The organism is Stenotrophomonas maltophilia (assembly GCF_023518235.1).
In the GTDB taxonomy this organism is placed as follows: domain Bacteria; phylum Pseudomonadota; class Gammaproteobacteria; order Xanthomonadales; family Xanthomonadaceae; genus Stenotrophomonas.
The window spans coordinates 109,801-128,632 of record NZ_CP090423.1; the positions used below are offsets into that span (position 1 = coordinate 109,801).

At 66.9% G+C, this 18,832-nt stretch carries 17 protein-coding genes; 11 read left to right on the plus strand and 6 right to left on the minus strand.

From position 1 onward, the window contains the following. Positions 1–505: 505 nt before the first annotated feature. From LZ605_RS00700 to cysS, 3 genes are read right to left on the minus strand one after another with little or no spacing between them, the layout of a single operon-like run. Positions 506–1,753 (minus strand): MFS transporter, encoded by a 1,248-nt coding sequence (locus LZ605_RS00700; protein WP_249843457.1) that lies wholly within the window; start codon positions 1,751–1,753, stop codon positions 506–508. After that, positions 1,750–2,202 carry a SufE family protein gene (locus LZ605_RS00705; RefSeq protein ID WP_107230990.1) on the minus strand — a complete coding sequence of 151 codons (453 nt, stop codon included), beginning with the start codon at positions 2,200–2,202 and terminating at the stop codon, positions 1,750–1,752. The genes LZ605_RS00700 and LZ605_RS00705 overlap by 4 nt, the downstream gene beginning before the upstream one ends. A 54-nt stretch (positions 2,203–2,256) precedes the next feature. Continuing rightward, the gene (gene cysS, locus LZ605_RS00710; protein ID WP_249843458.1) at positions 2,257–3,633 is read right to left on the minus strand and encodes a cysteine--tRNA ligase; all 1,377 of its coding nucleotides are present in this window, start codon (positions 3,631–3,633) and stop codon (positions 2,257–2,259) included. Positions 3,634–3,820: 187 nt separating this feature from the next. On the opposite strand from cysS, the gene LZ605_RS00715 reads away from it, so the two are divergent. The 11 genes from LZ605_RS00715 (at position 3,821) to LZ605_RS00765 (ending at position 15,123) form a co-directional block, all read left to right on the plus strand. Beyond that, entirely contained in the window at positions 3,821–4,384 is a 564-nt protein-coding gene (locus tag LZ605_RS00715; protein ID WP_107230988.1) for a hypothetical protein, read from the plus strand. A 319-nt stretch (positions 4,385–4,703) separates the two neighbouring features. Further along, on the plus strand, positions 4,704–5,714 hold the full coding sequence (locus tag LZ605_RS00720) for an N-acetylornithine carbamoyltransferase (RefSeq protein ID WP_249843459.1): 1,011 nt from the start codon (positions 4,704–4,706) through the stop codon (positions 5,712–5,714). 68 nt (positions 5,715–5,782) lie between these two features. Continuing rightward, a complete protein-coding gene (locus LZ605_RS00725) occupies positions 5,783–6,976 on the plus strand; it encodes an argininosuccinate synthase (protein WP_249843460.1) in 1,194 nt (397 codons plus the stop codon). 132 nt (positions 6,977–7,108) lie between these two features. Next, complete coding sequence (locus LZ605_RS00730; protein ID WP_249843461.1) at positions 7,109–8,197, plus strand: acetylornithine deacetylase; 1,089 nt, start codon at positions 7,109–7,111, stop codon at positions 8,195–8,197. A 25-nt stretch (positions 8,198–8,222) separates the two neighbouring features. Beyond that, positions 8,223–9,551 carry an acetylglutamate kinase gene (locus LZ605_RS00735; protein ID WP_249843462.1) on the plus strand — a complete coding sequence of 443 codons (1,329 nt, stop codon included), beginning with the start codon at positions 8,223–8,225 and terminating at the stop codon, positions 9,549–9,551. A gap of 3 nt (positions 9,552–9,554) precedes the next feature. Continuing rightward, complete coding sequence (locus LZ605_RS00740) at positions 9,555–10,157, plus strand: GNAT family N-acetyltransferase (protein WP_249843463.1); 603 nt, start codon at positions 9,555–9,557, stop codon at positions 10,155–10,157. Then, complete coding sequence (gene argC, locus LZ605_RS00745) at positions 10,154–11,107, plus strand: N-acetyl-gamma-glutamyl-phosphate reductase (RefSeq protein WP_249843464.1); 954 nt, start codon at positions 10,154–10,156, stop codon at positions 11,105–11,107. The genes LZ605_RS00740 and argC overlap by 4 nt, the downstream gene beginning before the upstream one ends. 20 nt (positions 11,108–11,127) lie before the next feature. Continuing rightward, positions 11,128–12,423, plus strand: a complete 1,296-nt coding sequence (gene argH / locus LZ605_RS00750; RefSeq protein WP_249843465.1) for an argininosuccinate lyase — start codon at positions 11,128–11,130, stop codon at positions 12,421–12,423. Further along, positions 12,423–12,686: a YciI family protein gene (locus tag LZ605_RS00755; protein WP_103281852.1), complete on the plus strand. Its 264-nt coding sequence runs from the start codon at positions 12,423–12,425 to the stop codon at positions 12,684–12,686. The genes argH and LZ605_RS00755 overlap by 1 nt, the downstream gene beginning before the upstream one ends. 11 nt (positions 12,687–12,697) lie before the next feature. Continuing rightward, positions 12,698–13,855, plus strand: coding sequence for a glutamate 5-kinase (proB, locus tag LZ605_RS00760; RefSeq protein ID WP_249843466.1), 1,158 nt, complete (start codon positions 12,698–12,700; stop codon positions 13,853–13,855). Further along, a complete protein-coding gene (locus LZ605_RS00765; protein ID WP_249843467.1) occupies positions 13,852–15,123 on the plus strand; it encodes a glutamate-5-semialdehyde dehydrogenase in 1,272 nt (423 codons plus the stop codon). The genes proB and LZ605_RS00765 overlap by 4 nt, the downstream gene beginning before the upstream one ends. Positions 15,124–15,219: 96 nt before the next feature. Here the strand turns inward: LZ605_RS00765 and pgaD are convergent, their stop codons facing one another. The 3 genes from pgaD to pgaB are packed head-to-tail and all read right to left on the minus strand — an operon-like array spanning position 15,220 to position 18,831. After that, complete coding sequence (pgaD, locus tag LZ605_RS00770) at positions 15,220–15,690, minus strand: poly-beta-1,6-N-acetyl-D-glucosamine biosynthesis protein PgaD (protein ID WP_249843468.1); 471 nt, start codon at positions 15,688–15,690, stop codon at positions 15,220–15,222. Further along, the gene (pgaC, locus tag LZ605_RS00775; RefSeq protein ID WP_249844975.1) at positions 15,687–16,937 is read right to left on the minus strand and encodes a poly-beta-1,6-N-acetyl-D-glucosamine synthase; all 1,251 of its coding nucleotides are present in this window, start codon (positions 16,935–16,937) and stop codon (positions 15,687–15,689) included. Before pgaC ends, pgaD begins: the two co-directional genes overlap by 4 nt. Before the next feature lie 7 nt (positions 16,938–16,944). Beyond that, positions 16,945–18,831 (minus strand): poly-beta-1,6-N-acetyl-D-glucosamine N-deacetylase PgaB, encoded by a 1,887-nt coding sequence (pgaB, locus tag LZ605_RS00780; protein ID WP_249843469.1) that lies wholly within the window; start codon positions 18,829–18,831, stop codon positions 16,945–16,947. Position 18,832 lies beyond the last annotated feature (1 nt).

The window sequence follows — 18,832 nt, forward strand, 5'->3', positions numbered from 1 at the left end:
ACACGCTGCAAGTACATCCCTGTAAGCTCGGCCGCGGCATCCATGCTGTGGACGGTCCTGCCCGGACCCACCCGCAGGCTCTCGACGGTTTCCTGCGTGCGCGGTTGCTGTAAAGCCGAGCCCATGCTCGGCTCGGGCCGAAGGCGCGGGCTTGGAGGGAGGAATGAGAGTAAAGACCGCCACTTCGCTCGCCGGGCATGGCCCGGCGCTACCGAAGCCTGCGTGCGCGGCTGCGGCTCTTGACTTGAGTCCGCCTTGTAGCGAGCCGAGCACCGCAGGGGAATCAGGGGCGAAGAGGCGCCGCTGTTTGAGCGCAGCGAGTTCGGCGCCGTCCCCTGATTCACCGAGGAGCACAGGGCACCGGCGCGCAGCGCCGGCTCGCGGATGGTGGAGCGTTTCTTTGGTTACTTTCTTTTCGCGAAAAGAAAGTGACAAGCCCAATCATCGAGGGAGAGCAACGGACCCAGCCAAACGCCCGGCTCCGCTGAATCCGCTGTTCGCAGCATCACTGCAGGTCGCGAAGATTCAACTTCCGCAGCGTCGGGTTCTTCCACGCGGTGATCCCGGCCACGCTCAGCACCGCGAACCCGCCCAGCACCACTGCCGGCACCAGGCCCAGCAGCTTCGCCATCGTGCCGGCATAGAACGCGCCCAGTTCGTTGGACGAACTGATGAAGATGCCGTTGATCGACGACACCCGTCCACGCATTTCCTCCGGCGTGGCCAACTGCAGGATGGTCGAGCGGATCACCACCGAGACGCCATCGAACGCCCCGTAGAACAGCAGAATCAGTGCCGACAGCCAGAAGTGTTGGGACAGTCCGAAGCCGATCACGCACAGCCCGAACCCGGCCACCGCGCACAGCAGCACGCGGCCGGCATTGCGATGCAATGGATGGCGGGCCAGCCACAGGCCCACGCACACCGAACCCAGTGCCGGCATCGCGCGCAGGACGCCCAGCCCCTCCGGGCCGTGGTGCAGGATCTCGTGCAGGAACGCCGGCAGCATCGCCACCACGCCGCCCAGCAGCACCGAGAACATGTCCAGCGCCATCGCGCCGACCATGATGCGGTTGCCGACCACGAAGCGGGCACCTTCGGCGATGCTCTTGAAGATCGGGGCGGCCGGACCGGTGTGCACCGGTTCGTCGACCTTCAGCGTGGCCAGGCAGGCCATCGCCACCAGCGCGAAGGCGGTGGCCACCGCATACGACAGGCCCTTGCCGCCGAAGCCGACCAGCACGCCGCCCAGTGCCGGGCCGGCGACCATGCCGGCCTGGAACACCACCGCACCCAGGCCGGCGCCGCGCGCGAACTGGTCGCGGGCCAGCACGCGGGCGAACAGCGCGTTGTAGATGGGCGAGAGGAACGCCCGGACCATGCCGGTCAAGGCGATGGCCGCATAGATCGGCCACACGCCTTCAAAGGGTAGCCAGCCTGTAGCGACGCCGGTCAACACCAGTGCGGTGGCGATCAGCCCGGAACAGGCGGCCATGCCCAGCCGGCGGCGCGGCAGATGGTCGACCAGGTAGCCGGCAAACGGCGCCACGCAGAAGAACGGCAGCACCTCGGCCAGCCCGATCAGGCCCAGCGAGAACGGATTGCGGGTGACTTCGTAGATATGCCAGCCGACGGTGACCGCAACCACCTGGTAGGACAGCATCGCAAAGATGCGGTAGGCCAGCAGCTTGGCGAAACCGGGCCGGGACAGCAGGCCCAGCGCGGTGTCTTCGGCCGTGGCAGGCTCGCTCACGGCTGTTCGCGCTGCAGCTGCGCCTGCGCGGTCTCGCGGATGAAGGCCAGCATCGCCGCTACGCCGTTGCTGCGGGTGGGCGAGAGGTGGCGGGCCAGGCCGATGTCCTGGATGTAGCTCGGTTCGGTGGCCACGATCTCCTGCGCCGAGCGCCCGGAGTACACGCGCAGGGCCAGGAAGATCAGACCGGAGACGATGGCCGAATCGCTGATGGCGTGGAAGCGCAGCGACTGCGCGTTGCCTTCGGGCACGATCCAGACCATCGACTGGCAGCCCAGCAGGCGATGCTCCTCGGTCTTCCAGTCTTCCGGGAAGGCCGGCAGCTTGCGGCCGAGGTCGATCAGGTACTGGTAGCGCTCGGACCAGTCGCCGAAGAAGCCGAATTCCTCGGCGATGGCGGCCTGGGCCTCGGCGGCGGTGGGTTCAAGCGGGAACGGGGAGTCGATCACAGCAGTCTCTACAGTGGGGGCGTGGCCGGCGGACCGGCCACGGGGCAGGACAGGTCAGCCGCGCTTGCGCGACCAGCGCACGCCCTGCGGGGTGTCGTCCAGCACGATGCCTTCAGCGGCCAGCTGGTCGCGGATGGCGTCGGCACGAGCGAAGTCACGCGCCTTCTTGGCCGCAGCGCGTTCGTCGATCAGGCCCTGGATGCGGGCATCATCGCCGTCGTCGCCGGCCGCGGTACCAAACCACTGCGCCGGGTCGGCCTGCAGCAGGCCCAGCGCCAGGCCCGCGCCCAGCAGCTCGCCCTTCAGGCGCGCCTGCTCGGCCGGATCGGTGGCGCGGCGTGCATCGGCGGCGATGCGGGCCACTTCGGCCAGCGCCTGCGGGGTATTCAGGTCGTCGTCCAGGGTCGCTTCGACGCTGGCCGGGATGACCGCCGCGGCCTCGATCGACGCCAGTTCGCGCAGGGTCCCGTACAGGCGGTCCAGGGTGCGCACCGACTGCTCGATCAGGCCGTCGGTCCAGTCCAGCGGCTGCCGGTAATGGGCCGACAGCAGGGCCAGGCGCAGCGCTTCCGGCGGGTGCTGGCGCACCAGGTCGTGCACGCGCTCGATGTTGCCCAGCGACTTGCTCATCTTGGCGCCGCCGAAGTTGAGCATGCCGTTGTGCAGCCAGAAGCGGGCGAAGATCCTGCCGCCGTGGGCGCATTCGCTCTGCGCGATCTCGTTCTCGTGGTGCGGGAACTGCAGGTCGACGCCGCCGGCGTGGATGTCGATGGTCTGGCCCAGATGCGCGGCGGCCATTGCCGAGCACTCGATGTGCCAGCCCGGACGACCACGGCCCCACGGCGATTCCCAGCCGGGCAGGTCGTCGGTGGAGGGCTTCCACAGCACGAAGTCGCCCGGGTCGCGCTTGTACGGGGCGACATCGACGCGGGCGCCGGCCAGCATCTCTTCGGGATCGCGGCGCGAGAGCTTGCCGTAGCCATCGAAGCTGGCCACCGCGAACAGTACGTGGCCCTCGGCGGCGTAGGCGTGGCCGCTGCCGATTAGCTGCTCGATCATGGTGATGATCTGCGGCATGTGCGCGGTCACTTCCGGCTCGATGTCCGGCGGCGCCACGCCCAGCGCGGCCATGTCTTCACGGTAGGCCGCAGCGAAGCGGTCGGTGATGGTGCTGATCGGCACGCCCTGTTCGCGCGCGGCCGTGTTGATCTTGTCGTCCACGTCGGTGATGTTGCGGGCGTAGCGCAGTGCGCCGAAACGGCGGCGCAGAAGATCGGCCAGCACCCCGAACACCACCGGGCCACGGGCGTTGCCGATGTGCACGTAGTTGTAGACCGTCGGGCCGCACACATACAGCGTCGGACAGGCCGGGTCGAGCGGGGTGAACGGTTCGAGCTGGCGAGTCAGGTTGTTGTGCAGGCGCAGGGTCATGGGGCTGTGGCTGGGGGACAAGCCTTCGATTTTAGAACGTGTCGAGCCCCTTTGGGGCGCCCGCTGCCACCGGTGGACGCCGCGCCCGCCCAGGGTGGGGTGGGCAGGAGCGGCGTGGACGGGTAATGTTCAGCCCCTTGTGCTCGTCACTGCCTACACTATTGCCGTGTCCTTGCTCCCGTCGCCAATGAAATCCACCGCGTTGCTGACCCTGGCCTGCCTGTCGGCGCTGCCCGCCGTGGCCCTGGCGCAGGAGGCCGAGCCCCGCAACCGGGTGGTGATCGTGGAGAACGTGAAGTTCGACTATGCCCAGGTGCTGAACGTGGAGCCGGTGTTCCAGACGCTGCGCGCGACCCGTACCGAGGAGCATTGCGAGCCGGTATCGACCCGCACCCTGGCCCCGGTCAACGTCACCGGTGAAGAGCCGGTGGAGGACAAGGGGCGGATCGGCCGTTTCTGGGATTCGGTGCGCTCGATGTTCAAGCGCAGCGACGAGGAGGCGACCGAAGAGGCCGCCACCGAGACCCCGGCTCCGGCCCCGGCCAACAATGGGCCGATGCTGACCCGTGATTGCCGCATCGTGCCGGTGGGGCGTGAATTCCGCCGTCCCATCGCCTATGACGTGGACTATGTCTACAAGGGCACCAAGTACCGCTCGCGGCTGCCTGAGGATCCCGGCAACCGGCTCAAGATCCGGGTGTCGATCACCCCATGGGTCGGCCCCGAGCAGGGCACCGCCAGCAATCCCTGATTTCGGGACCGCTGCCCCTTGCGCCGGCTCCGGCCGCATGCAAAGATTGCCGGCCATGAAGCTCACCGACTTCCAGCACGACAGCAGCGCAGCCCGACAGGCGTCGGGCATGACCTCGCGTGCGCGTCGACCGGAACCCCACATTCTCGCTGGGTAACCGGAGCTTTTTGCTGTTCGTCCGAAAAAAACCCAGCCCGCCGGCTGGGTTTTTTCGTTTACGCGTTCTGAAAGCTGCAACTGCAACCTTTTCGATCCACCTTTGGTTCCTGCTTTTCCCTTCCACCGCGCCGGACCCGGCGCCGCTACGCAAGGAAAACCGATGTCCCCCAAGCACTTCCTGAACACCCAGGACTGGAGCCGCAGTGATCTCGACGCGCTGCTGACCCAGGCCGCGCTGTTCAAGCGCAACAAGCTCGGCGACCAGCTCAAGGGCAAGTCGATCGCGCTGGTGTTCTTCAACCCGTCCATGCGCACCCGCACCAGCTTCGAGCTGGGGGCGTTCCAGCTCGGTGCCCACGCGGTGGTGCTGCAGCCGGGCAAGGATGCGTGGCCGATCGAGTTCAATCTCGGCACGGTGATGGATGGCGATACCGAAGAACACATCGCTGAGGTGGCCAAGGTGCTGGGCCGTTACTGCGACATCATTGCGGTGCGTGCGTTCCCGAAGTTCCAGGATTGGGCCTACGACCGCCAGGATGTGGTCCTGCAGAGTTTCGCCAGGTACTCGCCGGTACCGGTCATCAACATGGAGACCATCACCCATCCGTGCCAGGAGCTGGCCCACATCATGGCCCTGCAGGAGCACTTCGGCACCCAGGACCTGCGTGGCAAGAAGTACGTGCTGACCTGGACCTACCACCCCAAGCCGCTGAATACCGCCGTGGCCAACTCGGCGCTGACCATCGCCACCCGCATGGGCATGGACGTGACCCTGCTGTGCCCGACCGCCGACTACATCCTCGACGACCGCTACATGGGCTGGGCCGAGCAGAACGTGGCCGAGAGCGGCGGTTCGCTGAAGATCAGCCATGACATCGACAGCGCCTACGCTGGTGCCGATGTGGTCTACGCCAAGAGCTGGGGCGCGCTGCCGTTCTTCGGCAACTGGGAGCCGGAAAAGCCGATCCGCGACCAGTTCAAGCACTTCATCGTGGACGAGCGGAAGATGGCGCTGACCAACAACGGCGTGTTCAGCCACTGCCTGCCGCTGCGCCGCAACGTGAAGGCTACCGACGGCGTGATGGATTCGCCGCAGTGCATTGCCATCAACGAAGCCGAGAACCGACTGCACGTGCAGAAGGCGATCATGGCCGCCGTTGCCGGGCGCTGATTTCCAGGCATTGAAACAATCCGCCGGGCATGGCCCGGCGCTACCCCACCCGATTGGACATTACCCCCATGAGCAACAAAGACGTCGTTCTCGCCTTCTCCGGCGGCCTGGATACCAGCTTCTGCGTGCCGTACCTGCAGGAGCGCGGCTGCAACGTGCACACCGTGTTCGCCGATACCGGCGGCGTGGATGATGAAGAGCGCGATTTCATCGAAAAGCGTGCCGCCGAGCTGGGCGTCACCAGCCATGTGACCGTCAATGGCGGCCCGGCCATCTGGGAAGGCTTCGTCAAGCCGTTCGTGTGGGCCGGCGAAGGCTACCAGGGCCAGTACCCGCTGCTGGTGTCCGACCGCTACCTGATCGTCGATGCCGCGCTGAAGCGTGCCGCCGAACTGGGCACCAACATCATCGCCCACGGCTGCACCGGCATGGGCAACGACCAGGTCCGCTTCGACCTGGCGGTGAAGGCGCTGGGCGACTACCAGATCATCGCGCCGATCCGCGAGATCCAGAAGGAACATACCCAGACCCGCGCCTACGAGCAGAAGTACCTGGAAGAGCGCGGCTTCGGCGTGCGCGCCAAGCAGCAGGCCTACACCATCAACGAGAACCTGCTGGGCGTGACCATGTCCGGCGGCGAGATCGACCGTTGGGAAGCGCCGGGCGAAGGCGCGCGTGGCTGGTGCTCGCCGCGCAGCGAGTGGCCGGAACAGGCGCTGACGGTCTCCCTGAAGTTCGTCGAAGGCGAAGCGGTTGAACTGAACGGCAAGGCGCTGCCGGGCGACCAGATCCTGGCCCAGCTCAACAAGCTGTTCGCCCCGTATGGCGTTGGCCGCGGCGTGTACACCGGCGACACCGTGATCGGCCTGAAGGGCCGCATCGTATTCGAGGCCCCGGGCCTGGTCTCGCTGCTGGCCGCACACCGCGCGCTGGAAGACGCCGTGCTGACCAAGCAGCAGAACCGCTTCAAGCCGGACGTGGCGCGCAAGTGGGTGGAGCTGGTGTACGAAGGCTTCTACCACGACCCGTTGAAGACCGACATCGAAGCGTTCCTGAAGTCCTCGCAGGCCAAGGTGAACGGCGAGGTGGTACTGGAAACCCGTGGTGGCCGCGTCGATGCAGTGGCGGTGAAGTCGCCGCACCTGCTCAACACCAAGGGTGCCACCTACGCGCAGTCGGCCGACTGGGGTGTGGAAGAGGCGGAGGGCTTCATCAAGCTGTTCGGCATGAGCTCGACGCTTTACGCGCAAGTCAACCGCTGAGCGGTTGACCACGCATTCCGCCTTAACCCTGCGCCGTTGGCGCGCCCCCTTCAACAAGAAGGGGGCTCTCCACCAGACGCATTACGGTAGCGCCGGGCCATGCCCGGCGGAACTCCACAGGATCTTTGATTCATGCTTGAACAGACGCTCTCGCATCTGCAGGCCCTGGTGTCCTTCGACACCCGCAACCCGCCGCGTGCGATCACCACCGGTGGGATCTTCGATTACCTGCGCGACAACCTGCCCGGGTTCAACCTCGAGGTGATCGACCATGGTGCCGGTGCGGTCAGCCTGTACGCCGTGCGCGGTACGCCGAAGTACCTGTTCAACGTGCACCTGGACACGGTGCCGGACTCGCCGCACTGGAGTGCCGACCCGCACGTGATGCGGCGCCTGGATGACCGCGTGGTCGGCCTCGGCGTGTGCGACATCAAGGGCGCGGCCGCTGCACTGGTGGCTGCGGCCAATGCCAGCGATGGTGATGCCGCGTTCCTGTTCTCCAGCGACGAGGAAGCCAACGATCCGCGCTGCATTGCCGCGTTCCTGGCCCGCGGCATTCCGTACGAAGCGGTGCTGGTGGCTGAGCCGACCATGAGTGAAGCGGTGCTGGCGCACCGTGGCATCAGCTCGGTGCTGATGCAGTTCGTCGGCCGTGCCGGGCATGCCTCCGGCAAGCAGGATGCCGCCGCCAGCGCGCTGCACCAGGCCATGCGCTGGGGCAACCGCGCCCTGGACCATGTGGAATCGCTGGCTTCGGCGCGCTTTGGCGGGCTGACCGGCCTGCGCTTCAACATCGGTCGCGTGGAAGGTGGCATCAAGGCCAACATGATCGCGCCGGCCGCCGAAGTGCGCTTCGGTTTCCGCCCGCTGCCGTCGATGGATATCGACGCGTTGCTGGCGACCTTTGCAGGTTTCGCCGAACCGCAGGCAGCCCTGTTCACCGAAACCTTCCGTGGCCCGAGCCTGCCGGCCGGTGACATCGCCGAGGCCGAGAACCGTCGCCTGCTGGCGCGCGACGTGGCCGATGCGCTGGAGCTGCCGATCGGCAACGCGGTGGACTTCTGGACCGAAGCTTCGCTGTTCTCCGCTGCCGGTTACACCACGCTGGTGTTCGGCCCGGGCGACATTGCCCAGGCCCATACCGCAGATGAGTTCGTGACGCTGGACCAGCTACAGCGCTACACCGACGCCGTACATCGCATCATCGCCGCCGGCGCCTGATTCTTCCCTTTCCGACGAAAACGAAATGTCTCCTGCCCTCCAGCCCCACCGCCAGACCCGCCAGACCATCGTGCGCCTGCTTTCCAGCATGGCCAGCGCGAAGGAGATCAGCCAGTACCTCAAGCGCTTCTCGCAGCTGGACGCCAAGCGCTTCGCCGTGGTCAAGGTCGGCGGCGCGGTGCTGCGCGACGATCTCGACGCGCTGACCTCGTCGCTGTCGTTCCTGCAGGAAGTCGGGCTGACCCCGATCGTGCTGCACGGCGCCGGCCCGCAGCTGGATGCCGAGCTGTCGGCGGCCGGCATCGACAAGCAGACCGTCAACGGCCTGCGCGTGACCTCACCGGAAGCGCTGGCGATCGTGCGCCGGGTGTTCCAGCAGTCCAACCTGCGCCTGGTCGAGGCGCTGCAGCAGAACGGCGCGCGCGCCACTTCGATCACCGGTGGCGTGTTCGAGGCCGAGTACCTGGACGTGGATACCTACGGCCTGGTCGGCGAAGTGAAGAAGGTCAACCTGGCGCCGATCGAGGCCAGCCTGCGTGCCGGCTCGATCCCGGTCATCACCAGCCTGGGCGAGACCGCCGGCGGCCAGATCCTCAACGTCAACGCCGACTTCGCCGCCAACGAGCTGGTACAGGAGCTGCAGCCGTACAAGATCATCTTCCTGACCGGCACCGGTGGCCTGCTGGATGAGGCGGGCAACGTGATCGATTCGATCAACCTGTCCACCGAGTACGACCACCTGATCGCGCAGCCGTGGATCCACGGTGGCATGAAAGTGAAGATCGAACAGATCAAGGATCTGCTCGACCGGCTGCCGCTTGAATCGTCGGTGTCGATCACCCGGCCGGCCGACCTGGCCAAGGAACTGTTCACTCACAAGGGCTCGGGCACGCTGGTGCGCAAGGGCGAAAAAGTGCTGCGCGCCACCGCCTGGAACGAACTGGACCTGCCGCGTCTGAAGGGCCTGATCGAATCCAGTTTCGGCCGCACCCTGGTGCCGGACTACTTCGAGAAGACCAGGCTGCTGCGCGCCTATGTCAGCGAGAATTACCGCACCGCGGTGATCCTCACCGACGAGGCCGAAGGCGTGTACCTGGACAAGTTCGCCGTGCTCGACGATGCACAGGGCGAAGGCCTGGGTCGCGCGGTCTGGAACGTGATGCTGGAGGAAACTCCGCAGCTGTTCTGGCGTTCGCGCCACGGCAACCCGATCAACCACTTCTACTACGCCGAATCCGATGGCTGCTACAAGCAGGACCACTGGAAGGTGTTCTGGTACGGCGCCGATGGCATCGACCGCATCCGTACCTATGTCGAACACTGCGCGCAGCGCGCCCCGAGCCTGCAGGGCTGAACGATGAACAACCCGGACGCCTGGAACCTGGTACCCACCCTGCGTGGTCAGCACGTGTCGTTGCAGCCGTTGCAGGATGAGCACGTGCCCGGCCTGCGTGCTGCGCTGGAAGGCAGCGGGCTGGACCAGCTCTGGTACACCCAGGTGCCGTCGCCGGAGCGCACCGAGGCCTATGTGCAGGCCGCGCTGCAGGCGCAGGCCGAAGGCAGGGTGCTGCCGTTCGTGATCCGTGATGCGGCCGGTGACATCGTCGGCAGCACCCGTTTCTACGATCTGGATGCCAGCGTGCCCAGACTCAGCCTCGGCTACACCTGGTACGCGCCGCGCGTGCAGCGCACCGGCGCCAACACCGAAGCCAAGCTGCTGCTGCTGCAGCACGCCTTCGAGGTGCTGGGGTGCATCAGCGTGGTGCTGGAAACCAGCTGGTTCAACGCCACTTCGCGCACCGCCATCGCCCGCCTCGGCGCCAAGCAGGATGGCGTGCTGCGCAACCACAAGCGGCATGCCGACGGCACGCCGCGCGACACCGTCATCTTCTCCATCATCGATGCGGAATGGCAGGGCGTGAAGCGCCACCTGCAGTTCCGCCTGGACAGTCACGCATGAACGATTCGACTTTCACCCTGGGCATCGTCGGTGCCCGCGGCCATACCGGCGCCGAGCTGATCAAGCTGGTGGCCGCGCACCCGCGCCTGGAACTGGCCTTTGTGTCCTCGCGCGAGCGCGCCGGGCAGCGCCTGTCCGATCACCATCCGGAATTCCAGGGGGACCTGCAGTATGAGAACCTGGACGCCGATGCCGTGGCGGCCAAGGGCGTGGATGCGGTGATCCTGGCCCTGCCCAATGGCCTGGCCGCCCCGTTCGTAGCCGCGCTGGAAGCGGCGAAGCCGGACACGGTCATCGTCGACCTGTCGGCCGATTACCGCTTCGACCACAGCTGGTATTACGGGCTGCCGGAACTGACCCGGGGCCGCTACAACGGCCAGAAGCACATCAGCAATCCGGGCTGCTATGCCACGGCGATGCAGCTGGCGGTGCACCCGCTGCTGGATCTGCTGGCCGGTCCGCCGCAGTGCTTTGGTGTGTCCGGTTACTCAGGCGCCGGCACCACGCCCTCGGACAAGAACAACGTTGAACTGCTGGCCGACAACCTGATGCCGTATGCATTGACCAATCACGTGCATGAGCGCGAGGTGTCGGTGCGACTGGGCGTGGCCGTCGAGTTCATGCCGCACGTCGCGCCGCACTTCCGTGGCATCACGCTGACTGCGAACCTGTGGCTGAATCGCGCGCAGACCCGCGAGCAGATCGTCGAACGCTTCCAGCAGGCCTATGCCGGCGAACCGCTGATCGAGGTGGTGGATGAAGCGCCGTGGGTCAGCCGCATCGCCGGTCGCCATGGCGCCCAGGTCGGTGGCTTCACCCTGGCCCCGGGCGGCAAACGGGTGGTGGTGGTGGCGACCCTGGACAACCTGCTCAAGGGCGCGGCCACCCAGGCCATGCAGAACCTCAATCTCGCGCTGGGCATCGACGAACTGACGTCGATCCCGCACTGACCCCGCCTTCCGGAGCCCCCATGGCAGACCTTCTTTGGCAGAAGCCCGGCGTCGCTGTCGACGCCCAGATCCAGACCTTCCTCGCTGGCGACGACGTGATCCTCGACCGCGAGTTCTTCCTGCACGACATCGCCGCCAGCGCCGCGCATGCGCAGGGCCTGCAGCACATCGGCATCCTCAGTGCCGACGAGCTGGCTGGACTGCTGCGCGAACTGGAGGTGCTGGCGCAGGACTTCCGCGACGGCCGCTTCGTGCTGGACACGCGGTACGAAGATGGTCACTCGGCCATCGAAGCCCGCCTGACTGAACGCCTCGGCGATGCCGGCCGCAAGATCCACACTGGCCGCAGCCGCAACGACCAGATCCTGGTGGCCACCCGCCTGTGGCTGAAAGAGAAGCTGCAGCGCGTGGCGCAGGTCAGTACCGACGTGGCCAAGGTTGCACTGGACCGTGCGCAGGCCGAGAAGGATCTGCCGATTCCCGGCTATACCCACATCCAGCGTGCTGTGGTGTCCTCGGCAGGCATGTGGTGGGCCGGCTGGGCCGAAGCCTTCATCGACAACGCCATCCGCGCGCGCGACACCCATGCACTGGTGGATGCCAACCCGCTCGGCACTGCCGCCGGCTACGGCGTGAATCTGCCGCTGGACCGTGAGCACACCACCGCCGCGCTCGGCTTCGCGCGCATGCAGATCTCGCCGATCTATGCCCAGCTGTCGCGCGGCAAGTTCGAGCTGGCTGCGCTGGAAGCGCTCGGTGGTGCCACGCTGGACCTGCGCCGCATCGCCTGGGACCTGTCGCTGTTCACCAGCGCCGAGTTCGGCTTTGTTGCGTTGCCGGCGCAGTACACCACCGGCAGCTCGATCATGCCCAACAAGCGCAACCCGGATGTGATCGAGCTGATGCGTGCCACCCACGCCAGCGTGGCCGCCGCGCGTACCGAGATCGAACAGTTGCTGTCGCTGCCGTCGGGTTATCACCGTGACCTGCAGTCGTCCAAGGGCGCCATCTTCCACGGTTTCGGCCGTGGCCTGGCCGCGCTGGAGCTGCTGCCGGCGCTGCTGGCCAATCTGGAATGGCGCGATGACAAACTGCGCGCGGCGATCGACTCGGGCATGTATGCCACCGATGTGGCGGTGGAAGCGGCCGTGGCCGGTGTGCCGTTCCGCGAGGCCTACAAGGCCGCGGCGGCCGGTGCCGACAGTGCAGGGCAGGGACGCACGCCGGAGGGCAGTCTGGCCGCACGCGTGTCGCCGGGCTCGGCCGCCGATCTGCGCCTGGATGAACTGCGCGCACGCTGGCAGGCGCTGTCCTGATGGCCGGCACCGTCTACCTGGTGCTGGCCATGCGTCGGCCTGATTTCAACGCGGCGGCCGTACAGCCGCACCGCGACTTCCTTGATGCGTTGCAGGCGCAGGGCAAGCTGCAGCTGACCGGCGGCTTCGCCGATGGCAGTGGTGGCGCCTACGTGCTGTGCAACGTGGACAGCCTGGCGCAGGCGCAGGCCATCGTCGCCACCGATCCGCTGGTGACGATGCAGGCCTCCGACCTGACCGTGCACGAATGGAACACCCGCTGAGGCCCTGACTGATGACCCTGCATGCCAGCCACGTCGCTTCGCCGTTCCCGGAACAGGCGCTGCCGCCGTGGCGGCGTGCGGTGCTGAAAGTGGGCAGCAGCCTGCTGGCCGCCGATGGCGGTGGCCTGTCGCCGCGGCATGCGCTGGGCCTGGCCCAGTTTGTCTCGGCCAACGTGCTGGCCGGGCGCGAGGTGGTGATCGTATCGTCCGGCGCGGTAGCGGCCGGTCGCGCGATCCTGCCGCGCGCCGACGAGCCCGGCGCGGCGATGGCCGCACGCCAGGCCCTGGCAGCGCTGGGCCAGGCGCAGCTGATCGGGCTCTGGCAGCGCTTCTTCGAGCGCCCGGTGGCGCAGGTGCTGCTGACCCACGACGACCTGCGCAACCGCCGCCGCTATCTCAATGCACGCGCCACGCTCAGCGAGCTGCTGCGGCTGGGCGCGCTGCCGGTGGTCAACGAGAACGACACCGTGTCGGTGGACGAGCTCAAGCTCGGCGACAATGACAACCTGGCCGCGACGGTGGCCGCGATGGTCGATGCCGATGCGCTGTTCATCGCTACCGACATCGACGGGCTGTATAGCGCCGACCCGCGCAGCGTGGCTGACGCAAGGCCGCTGCACGATGTCGCAGAGCTGAGTGATGAGGTGCTGGCGATGGCCGGCGGCGCGGGCTCGCGCGCTGGTACCGGCGGCATGCGCACCAAGCTGGAGGCCGCGGCGAAGGCCGGTCGCCTCGGCATCGAAACCTATCTGTTCAACGGCCGCAGTGGCGAGGTGGTACGCGCGCTGGCACAGGATCGCCTGTTCGGTACCCGCATTCATGCCGCGCGCAGCCGCGAAGCGGCCCGCAAGCATTGGCTGCGCCACGCACCGCTGGCCGAAGGCGCGATCCTCATCGATGCCGGCGCGGCGCAGGCGATGCGCGAGAAGGGCGCCTCGCTGCTGCCCGGCGGCATCACCGGTGCCGAAGGGACGTTCCGCCGTGGCGACATGGTGCAGGTGTGCTGGGACGCACCGCAGGGGCGGGTGTGCATCGCCCGTGGCGTCAGCCAGTACGCGGCCGATGACGTGCGCCGCATCGCAGGCCGCCATTCGCGCGACATCCAGGCCGTGCTCGGCTACAACTACGGTGGCAGCGTCGTCCATCGCGACGACCTGGTGCTGCCATGACCGGTTTGAAGGACATCCCGATGAGCGATATCCAAGCGCAGGCACGTGCCTGCCGTGACGCGGCCCAGGTGGTTGCCGGCCTCGACAGTGATGCCCGGCGGGCGCTGCTGCTGGGCATGGCGCAGGCGCTGGAGGTGAACGCCGGGTTGATCCTGGCTGGCAACGCGCGCGATCTGGCGGCGGCGCGCGACAAGGGGGTGGGCAGTGCCATGCTCGATCGCCTGGCACTGGACCCGCCGCGCCTGTTGGCGATGGCCGAAGCGGTGCGCGAAGTGGCGGGGCTGCCCGATCCGGTCGGCCAGGTGACCCGCGACGACGTGCGCCCGAACGGCATCCGCGTGCAGAAGGTGCGCGTGCCACTGGGCGTGATCGCGATGATCTACGAGGCGCGCCCGAACGTGACCGCAGAAGCGGCGGCGCTGTGCCTGAAGGCCGGCAATGGCGTGATCCTGCGCGGCGGTTCCGAAGCGATCCATTCCAACACCGCCATTGCCCAGGCGCTGGCCGGTGCCTTGCAGGCCCATGGCGTACCGCCGGCCGCGGTGACCGTGCTGACCGACCTGCGCCGCGAAGCCATGCTGGAGCTGCTGCAGCTGCACGAACTGATCGATCTGGCGATTCCGCGCGGCGGCGAAGGCCTGATCCGTTTCGTTGCCGAGCATGCGCGGGTGCCGGTGATCAAGCACTACAAGGGCGTCTGCCACCTGTTCGTCGATGCCAGTGCCGACCTCGGCAAGGCCGTTGACCTGCTGGTGGATGGCAAGTGCAGCCGGCCGGCGGCCTGCAATTCGCTGGAGACGTTGCTGGTGCACCGAGATGTGGCCGAAGCGTTCCTGCCGCACGTGGCGCAGGCGCTCGGCGAGCGTGGCGTGCAGCTGCGTGCCGATGCGGATGCGCACCCCCTGTTGCCGGGTAGCACGCTGGCCACCGAAGACGACTACGCTGCCGAGTTCCTTGATCTGGTGCTGGCGGTGCGCGTGGTCGACGATCTGGATGCGGCCATCGCGCACATCCGGACCTACACCTCCGACCATACCGAAGTGATCGCGACCGAAGACAGCGGCAATGCCGAGCGCTTCGTCAATGCGCTGCGCTCGGCGGTGGTGATGGTCAATGCGTCCTCGCGCTTCTCCGATGGTGGCCAGCTGGGGCTGGGCAGCGAGATCGGCATATCCACCACGCGCCTGCATGCGTACGGGCCGATGGGGCTGGAAGCGCTCACCGTCGAACGCTTCGTGGTGCGTGGCGAAGGGCAGACCCGCCGCTGATGTCCTGGCCGCCAGGCCTTCGGACCCGGTAGATCCACGCCATGCGTGGATGAGACCCGGGTGCCGACCAAGGTCGGCACCCACCGGGTTGTCGGGCTACACCACTTCGCGGCGGATGCCGACCGGACGTGCGTGCTCGTCCATGTGCAGCGTCGCCGCCTTGCACTGGGCCAGGCGCTCGGCCAGGCCGGTACTGGCGCCCAGGTCCGCTGCCACCTCGTTGACGCTGGCCAGCGGCCGCGGCAGTCGCCGGTCCCGTCCGCGGAAGCGCGCACGGTTGTACTCGGCCCAGCTGATCAGCAGCACACTGGCGCACAACAGCATCACCGGCAGCGCCACCAGCACATAGGGGTCGAACTGGTTCTGCCGCTCATACAGCTGCTGCCATGCCATCTGGCCGCCGACCAGCCACGACACCAGCGTCACCAGGGGTGCCCACAGGTAGAAGTAGAAGCCCCAGAACGCCAGGGTGACAAATCCCCAGGCCGTGCGCTGGAACCGCGGCTGGCGGTGTGGCTTGCGGATCATCCGCGAATCGAATCGGTTGGACGGGTGCTGTGTGTTCATCGTACTCCCCGATCAGGGCTGGTCCAGGTGGCGCGCTTGCGACGGCGTCGCAGCAGCGCCTTCGGCAACGCCACCAGGGTGGTGGAAAGGCTGATCAGCCAGTACGCCATCGGGTACCAGATGACCCAGAAGTAGTTGCGTCCAATCTGTGTTTCGTAACGCCGGTCAATGATCAGACTGCTGGCGAACTGCAGCAGGCAGACCAGCGCCAGGATCACGCCATGCCACTGAGGAAGCAGGCTGGCGATGTACAGCTGGGGCGGCATCGGGAAGAACTTGCCCAGCACCCACAGCACGACGATGAACAGCATCGTGTAGGCCCAGATCACGCTCAGTACGTACTCCAGCAGCACGCCCCACATCCGGCGCTCGCGCCAGTTCAGCAGAGAGCGGGCGTGGCGAAGCATGACTTCCACGCCGCCCTGCGCCCAGCGCAGGCGCTGCCGCCACAATCCCTTCAGTGTTTCCGGCATCAGGATGAAGCACAGGGCGTTGGGCTCGTAGCGGATGTCCCAATGCCCGCGCTGCAGGCGCCAGCTGATGTCGATGTCTTCGGTCACCATGTCGTCCGACCACCAGCCCACCTGGTGCAATGCAGTGCGACGGAAGCCGGCAATCACCCCGGAAATGGTGAAGATGCGCCCGTACACGCGCTGCGCCCGCTTGATCATGCCGATGATGGAGGAGAACTCGGCCACCTGCAGACGGCCAAGCAGGGTGGAGCGGTTGCGGATGCGCGGATTGCCGGTGACCGCGCCGACCCGGTTGCCGCTGACCAGGTGCCAGACCATCCAGTGCAGTGCGTGTTCCTCCAGCATGGCATCGCCGTCGATGCACACCAGGTACTCCGAGCGCGCCGCCAGCGCGCCCATGCGCAACGCATTGGCCTTGCCCAGATTGCGGTCCAGGTGCAGCACGCGCAGCCGCGGATGCTGGGCCGCCAGCGCGTCCAGGCGCGCACCGGTGTCGTCACTGCTGCCGTCATCGATGGCGATCACCTCGTAATCGGTCGGGTAGCGCTGGTTGAGCGCAGCGCCGAGGGTGTCGTCAAGATTCTCCGATTCGTTGTGGCAGGGAATCAGCAGGGTCGCGAACGGCGGATCGACCATCAGCGGTGGGTCGCTGCGTGGGCGCGAATGGCGTTCGCGCCGGTAGTAGTAGTACAGACCGCCGGACATCCAGAAGAACGCCATCACCATCGGGTAGTAGAAGGCGAACTGGAACAGGATCAGCAGCAACGGATGCATGTCCACGTCACTTCTCCGGATACGGGAAGTTGCCGGCGGACATGGCCGCACGGGCATCGTGGGTGGAGGGCTGGTCGGCGATGAAGTCATCCGGGTACCAGGCGAAGTGGTGCACACCCTGTGCCTGCAGCTGGCGGATCTGCGCGCGCAGTCGGTCGGCGGGAATCGGCTGGCCCGTGCGCCAGTCGACGGTCTGCAGCTCGAACAGCGTGTGCTGCAGTTGTGGATCGTGGCGGCGTACGGCGGCCAGCAGCTGGTCAAGCCAGCGCTCCGGATGCTTGCTGCCCTCCATCCACGGCATTGCCATCAGCGCAGTCTGGTCGTAGGCCTTGTTGAACAGGTCCAGGCGTTGCGCGAACCAGGCTTCGCTCTGCGGGCGCAGCACCGGTTCGGCATACAGGTTGCGCACGGTGGCCAGTTTCGGCCGCCAGCGTTGCGCGCGGTCGCGCAGGGCCAGGGTAAAGTCGATCAGCGCCTGGGTGCGCGCGCTGCCATCGCTCCCCGCCGGCAGCGACGGCAGCTCGGTGTCGCGCAGGTAGCCATCATCGTGGAACAGCAGGCCTTCGAAGTAGGAATTGACCGCCAGGTCCTCGTAGAGGTCAAGCATGATCTGGCGCGCCTTCGGGTTGGTGAAGTCCAGCCGGTACATGCCATCGGCATCGCCGTTGTGGATGGCCAATGCCTTGCGCTGCACCGGGTCGGGCAGCTCGAAGCCCAGCACCGGCAACCACGCATACACCTTTACCCCTGCGCGGGATTTCAGCTGCCAGGCCACGCGGCTGAACAGGTCCGCCCGCATCGGCATGTGGCGATTGGGGAAGTACAGCGCATCGGCGGTGTTGTTGCCGTCGGCGTCGGCGAAGGCCTGCAGGTAGACGTGGGTGGGTGCGATGCGCTTGACCCGTTCGATCAGCGCGTCGAGGTTGCGCGCCTGCTGCGCCGGGTTGGGGTCATACACATCATCCAGGTCGATCTGCAGGGCGCGGATGCCATCAAGTGCCGCGTCGCGGCGCAGTTCGAATGCCAGTCCTTCCACGGTCGGGTTGTCGCTGACCAGGAAACGCGCCAGGCCGTGCAGGTCACGGGTGACCGGTGTGCTGCGCCCCTCCAGGTCGAACGACACCGGCATTCCCAGCTGCTCGGCGATGTCGTTGCTCAGCTGGTTGTAGGCCGCGTACGGCCACACGATCGCGCGGGGGCGTACGCCAAGATGCTGCTCGATCCGCTGCGCACTGCGGGTCAGGTCGGCGCGCAGGCGCTGTTCGTACTGCGTCTGGGTCTCATAGCTGCGCGTGGAAGGCGAGTAGACCCGGGTCACGACGGCCGGAGTGGAGTTACCCTGCGGATTGGCAAGCACGCCATGGTGCAGGTTGTCGGTATGGCTGGCCACTTCGATCAGGCCGCTGTCATGCATCTGCTTCAGCTGCGCCCAGGTGAGGAAATCGTCGTGGCCGAACGGGCGGTAGCCGTAGTCGATGGTGCGGCCCGGCGCCATGTCCATGTAGTCGGTGATCACCGCCACCAGGGCCGGGTAGCGATAGGCCTGCAGCAACGGGAACGCCTTGTCGTAGACACTGCGCAGGCCGTCATCGAAGGTCAGCAGCACCGGCTGTGGTGGCAGCGTGGCGCGGCCCTGCGAGGCATCGATCACCTGCGACAGCGACACCGGGTGGTAGCCATGCGCCCCCAGCCAGTCCAGGTGTGCGGCGAAGTTCTGCGTGCTCACCGCATAGGTATCGGCATCGCCCTTGGCGGCCACCTGGTCGCGGATATCGTGGTAGCTGAGGATCAGCAGCCCGTTGTCGGCCGCATCGAGATGCGCGGCCTGCTGTGCCATTGCGGTCGGTGCGGTGCTGAGCAACAGCAGCAGGATCAGTCGCAGGATGCGGGCCATG

Coding starts and splice junctions, on each gene's coding strand:
- LZ605_RS00725 (WP_249843460.1), top strand. CDS start 5,783: ATGAGCAACAAAGACGTCGTTCTCGCCTTCTCCGGCGGCCTGGATACC.
- LZ605_RS00715 (WP_107230988.1), top strand. CDS start 3,821: ATGAAATCCACCGCGTTGCTGACCCTGGCCTGCCTGTCGGCGCTGCCC.
- proB (WP_249843466.1), top strand. CDS start 12,698: ATGACCCTGCATGCCAGCCACGTCGCTTCGCCGTTCCCGGAACAGGCG.
- LZ605_RS00755 (WP_103281852.1), top strand. CDS start 12,423: ATGGCCGGCACCGTCTACCTGGTGCTGGCCATGCGTCGGCCTGATTTC.
- LZ605_RS00720 (WP_249843459.1), top strand. CDS start 4,704: ATGTCCCCCAAGCACTTCCTGAACACCCAGGACTGGAGCCGCAGTGAT.
- LZ605_RS00730 (WP_249843461.1), top strand. CDS start 7,109: ATGCTTGAACAGACGCTCTCGCATCTGCAGGCCCTGGTGTCCTTCGAC.
- pgaB (WP_249843469.1), bottom strand. CDS start 18,831: ATGGCCCGCATCCTGCGACTGATCCTGCTGCTGTTGCTCAGCACCGCA.
- argC (WP_249843464.1), top strand. CDS start 10,154: ATGAACGATTCGACTTTCACCCTGGGCATCGTCGGTGCCCGCGGCCAT.
- pgaD (WP_249843468.1), bottom strand. CDS start 15,690: ATGAACACACAGCACCCGTCCAACCGATTCGATTCGCGGATGATCCGC.
- pgaC (WP_249844975.1), bottom strand. CDS start 16,937: ATGCATCCGTTGCTGCTGATCCTGTTCCAGTTCGCCTTCTACTACCCG.
- LZ605_RS00765 (WP_249843467.1), top strand. CDS start 13,852: ATGACCGGTTTGAAGGACATCCCGATGAGCGATATCCAAGCGCAGGCA.
- argH (WP_249843465.1), top strand. CDS start 11,128: ATGGCAGACCTTCTTTGGCAGAAGCCCGGCGTCGCTGTCGACGCCCAG.
- LZ605_RS00740 (WP_249843463.1), top strand. CDS start 9,555: ATGAACAACCCGGACGCCTGGAACCTGGTACCCACCCTGCGTGGTCAG.
- LZ605_RS00735 (WP_249843462.1), top strand. CDS start 8,223: ATGTCTCCTGCCCTCCAGCCCCACCGCCAGACCCGCCAGACCATCGTG.
- cysS (WP_249843458.1), bottom strand. CDS start 3,633: ATGACCCTGCGCCTGCACAACAACCTGACTCGCCAGCTCGAACCGTTC.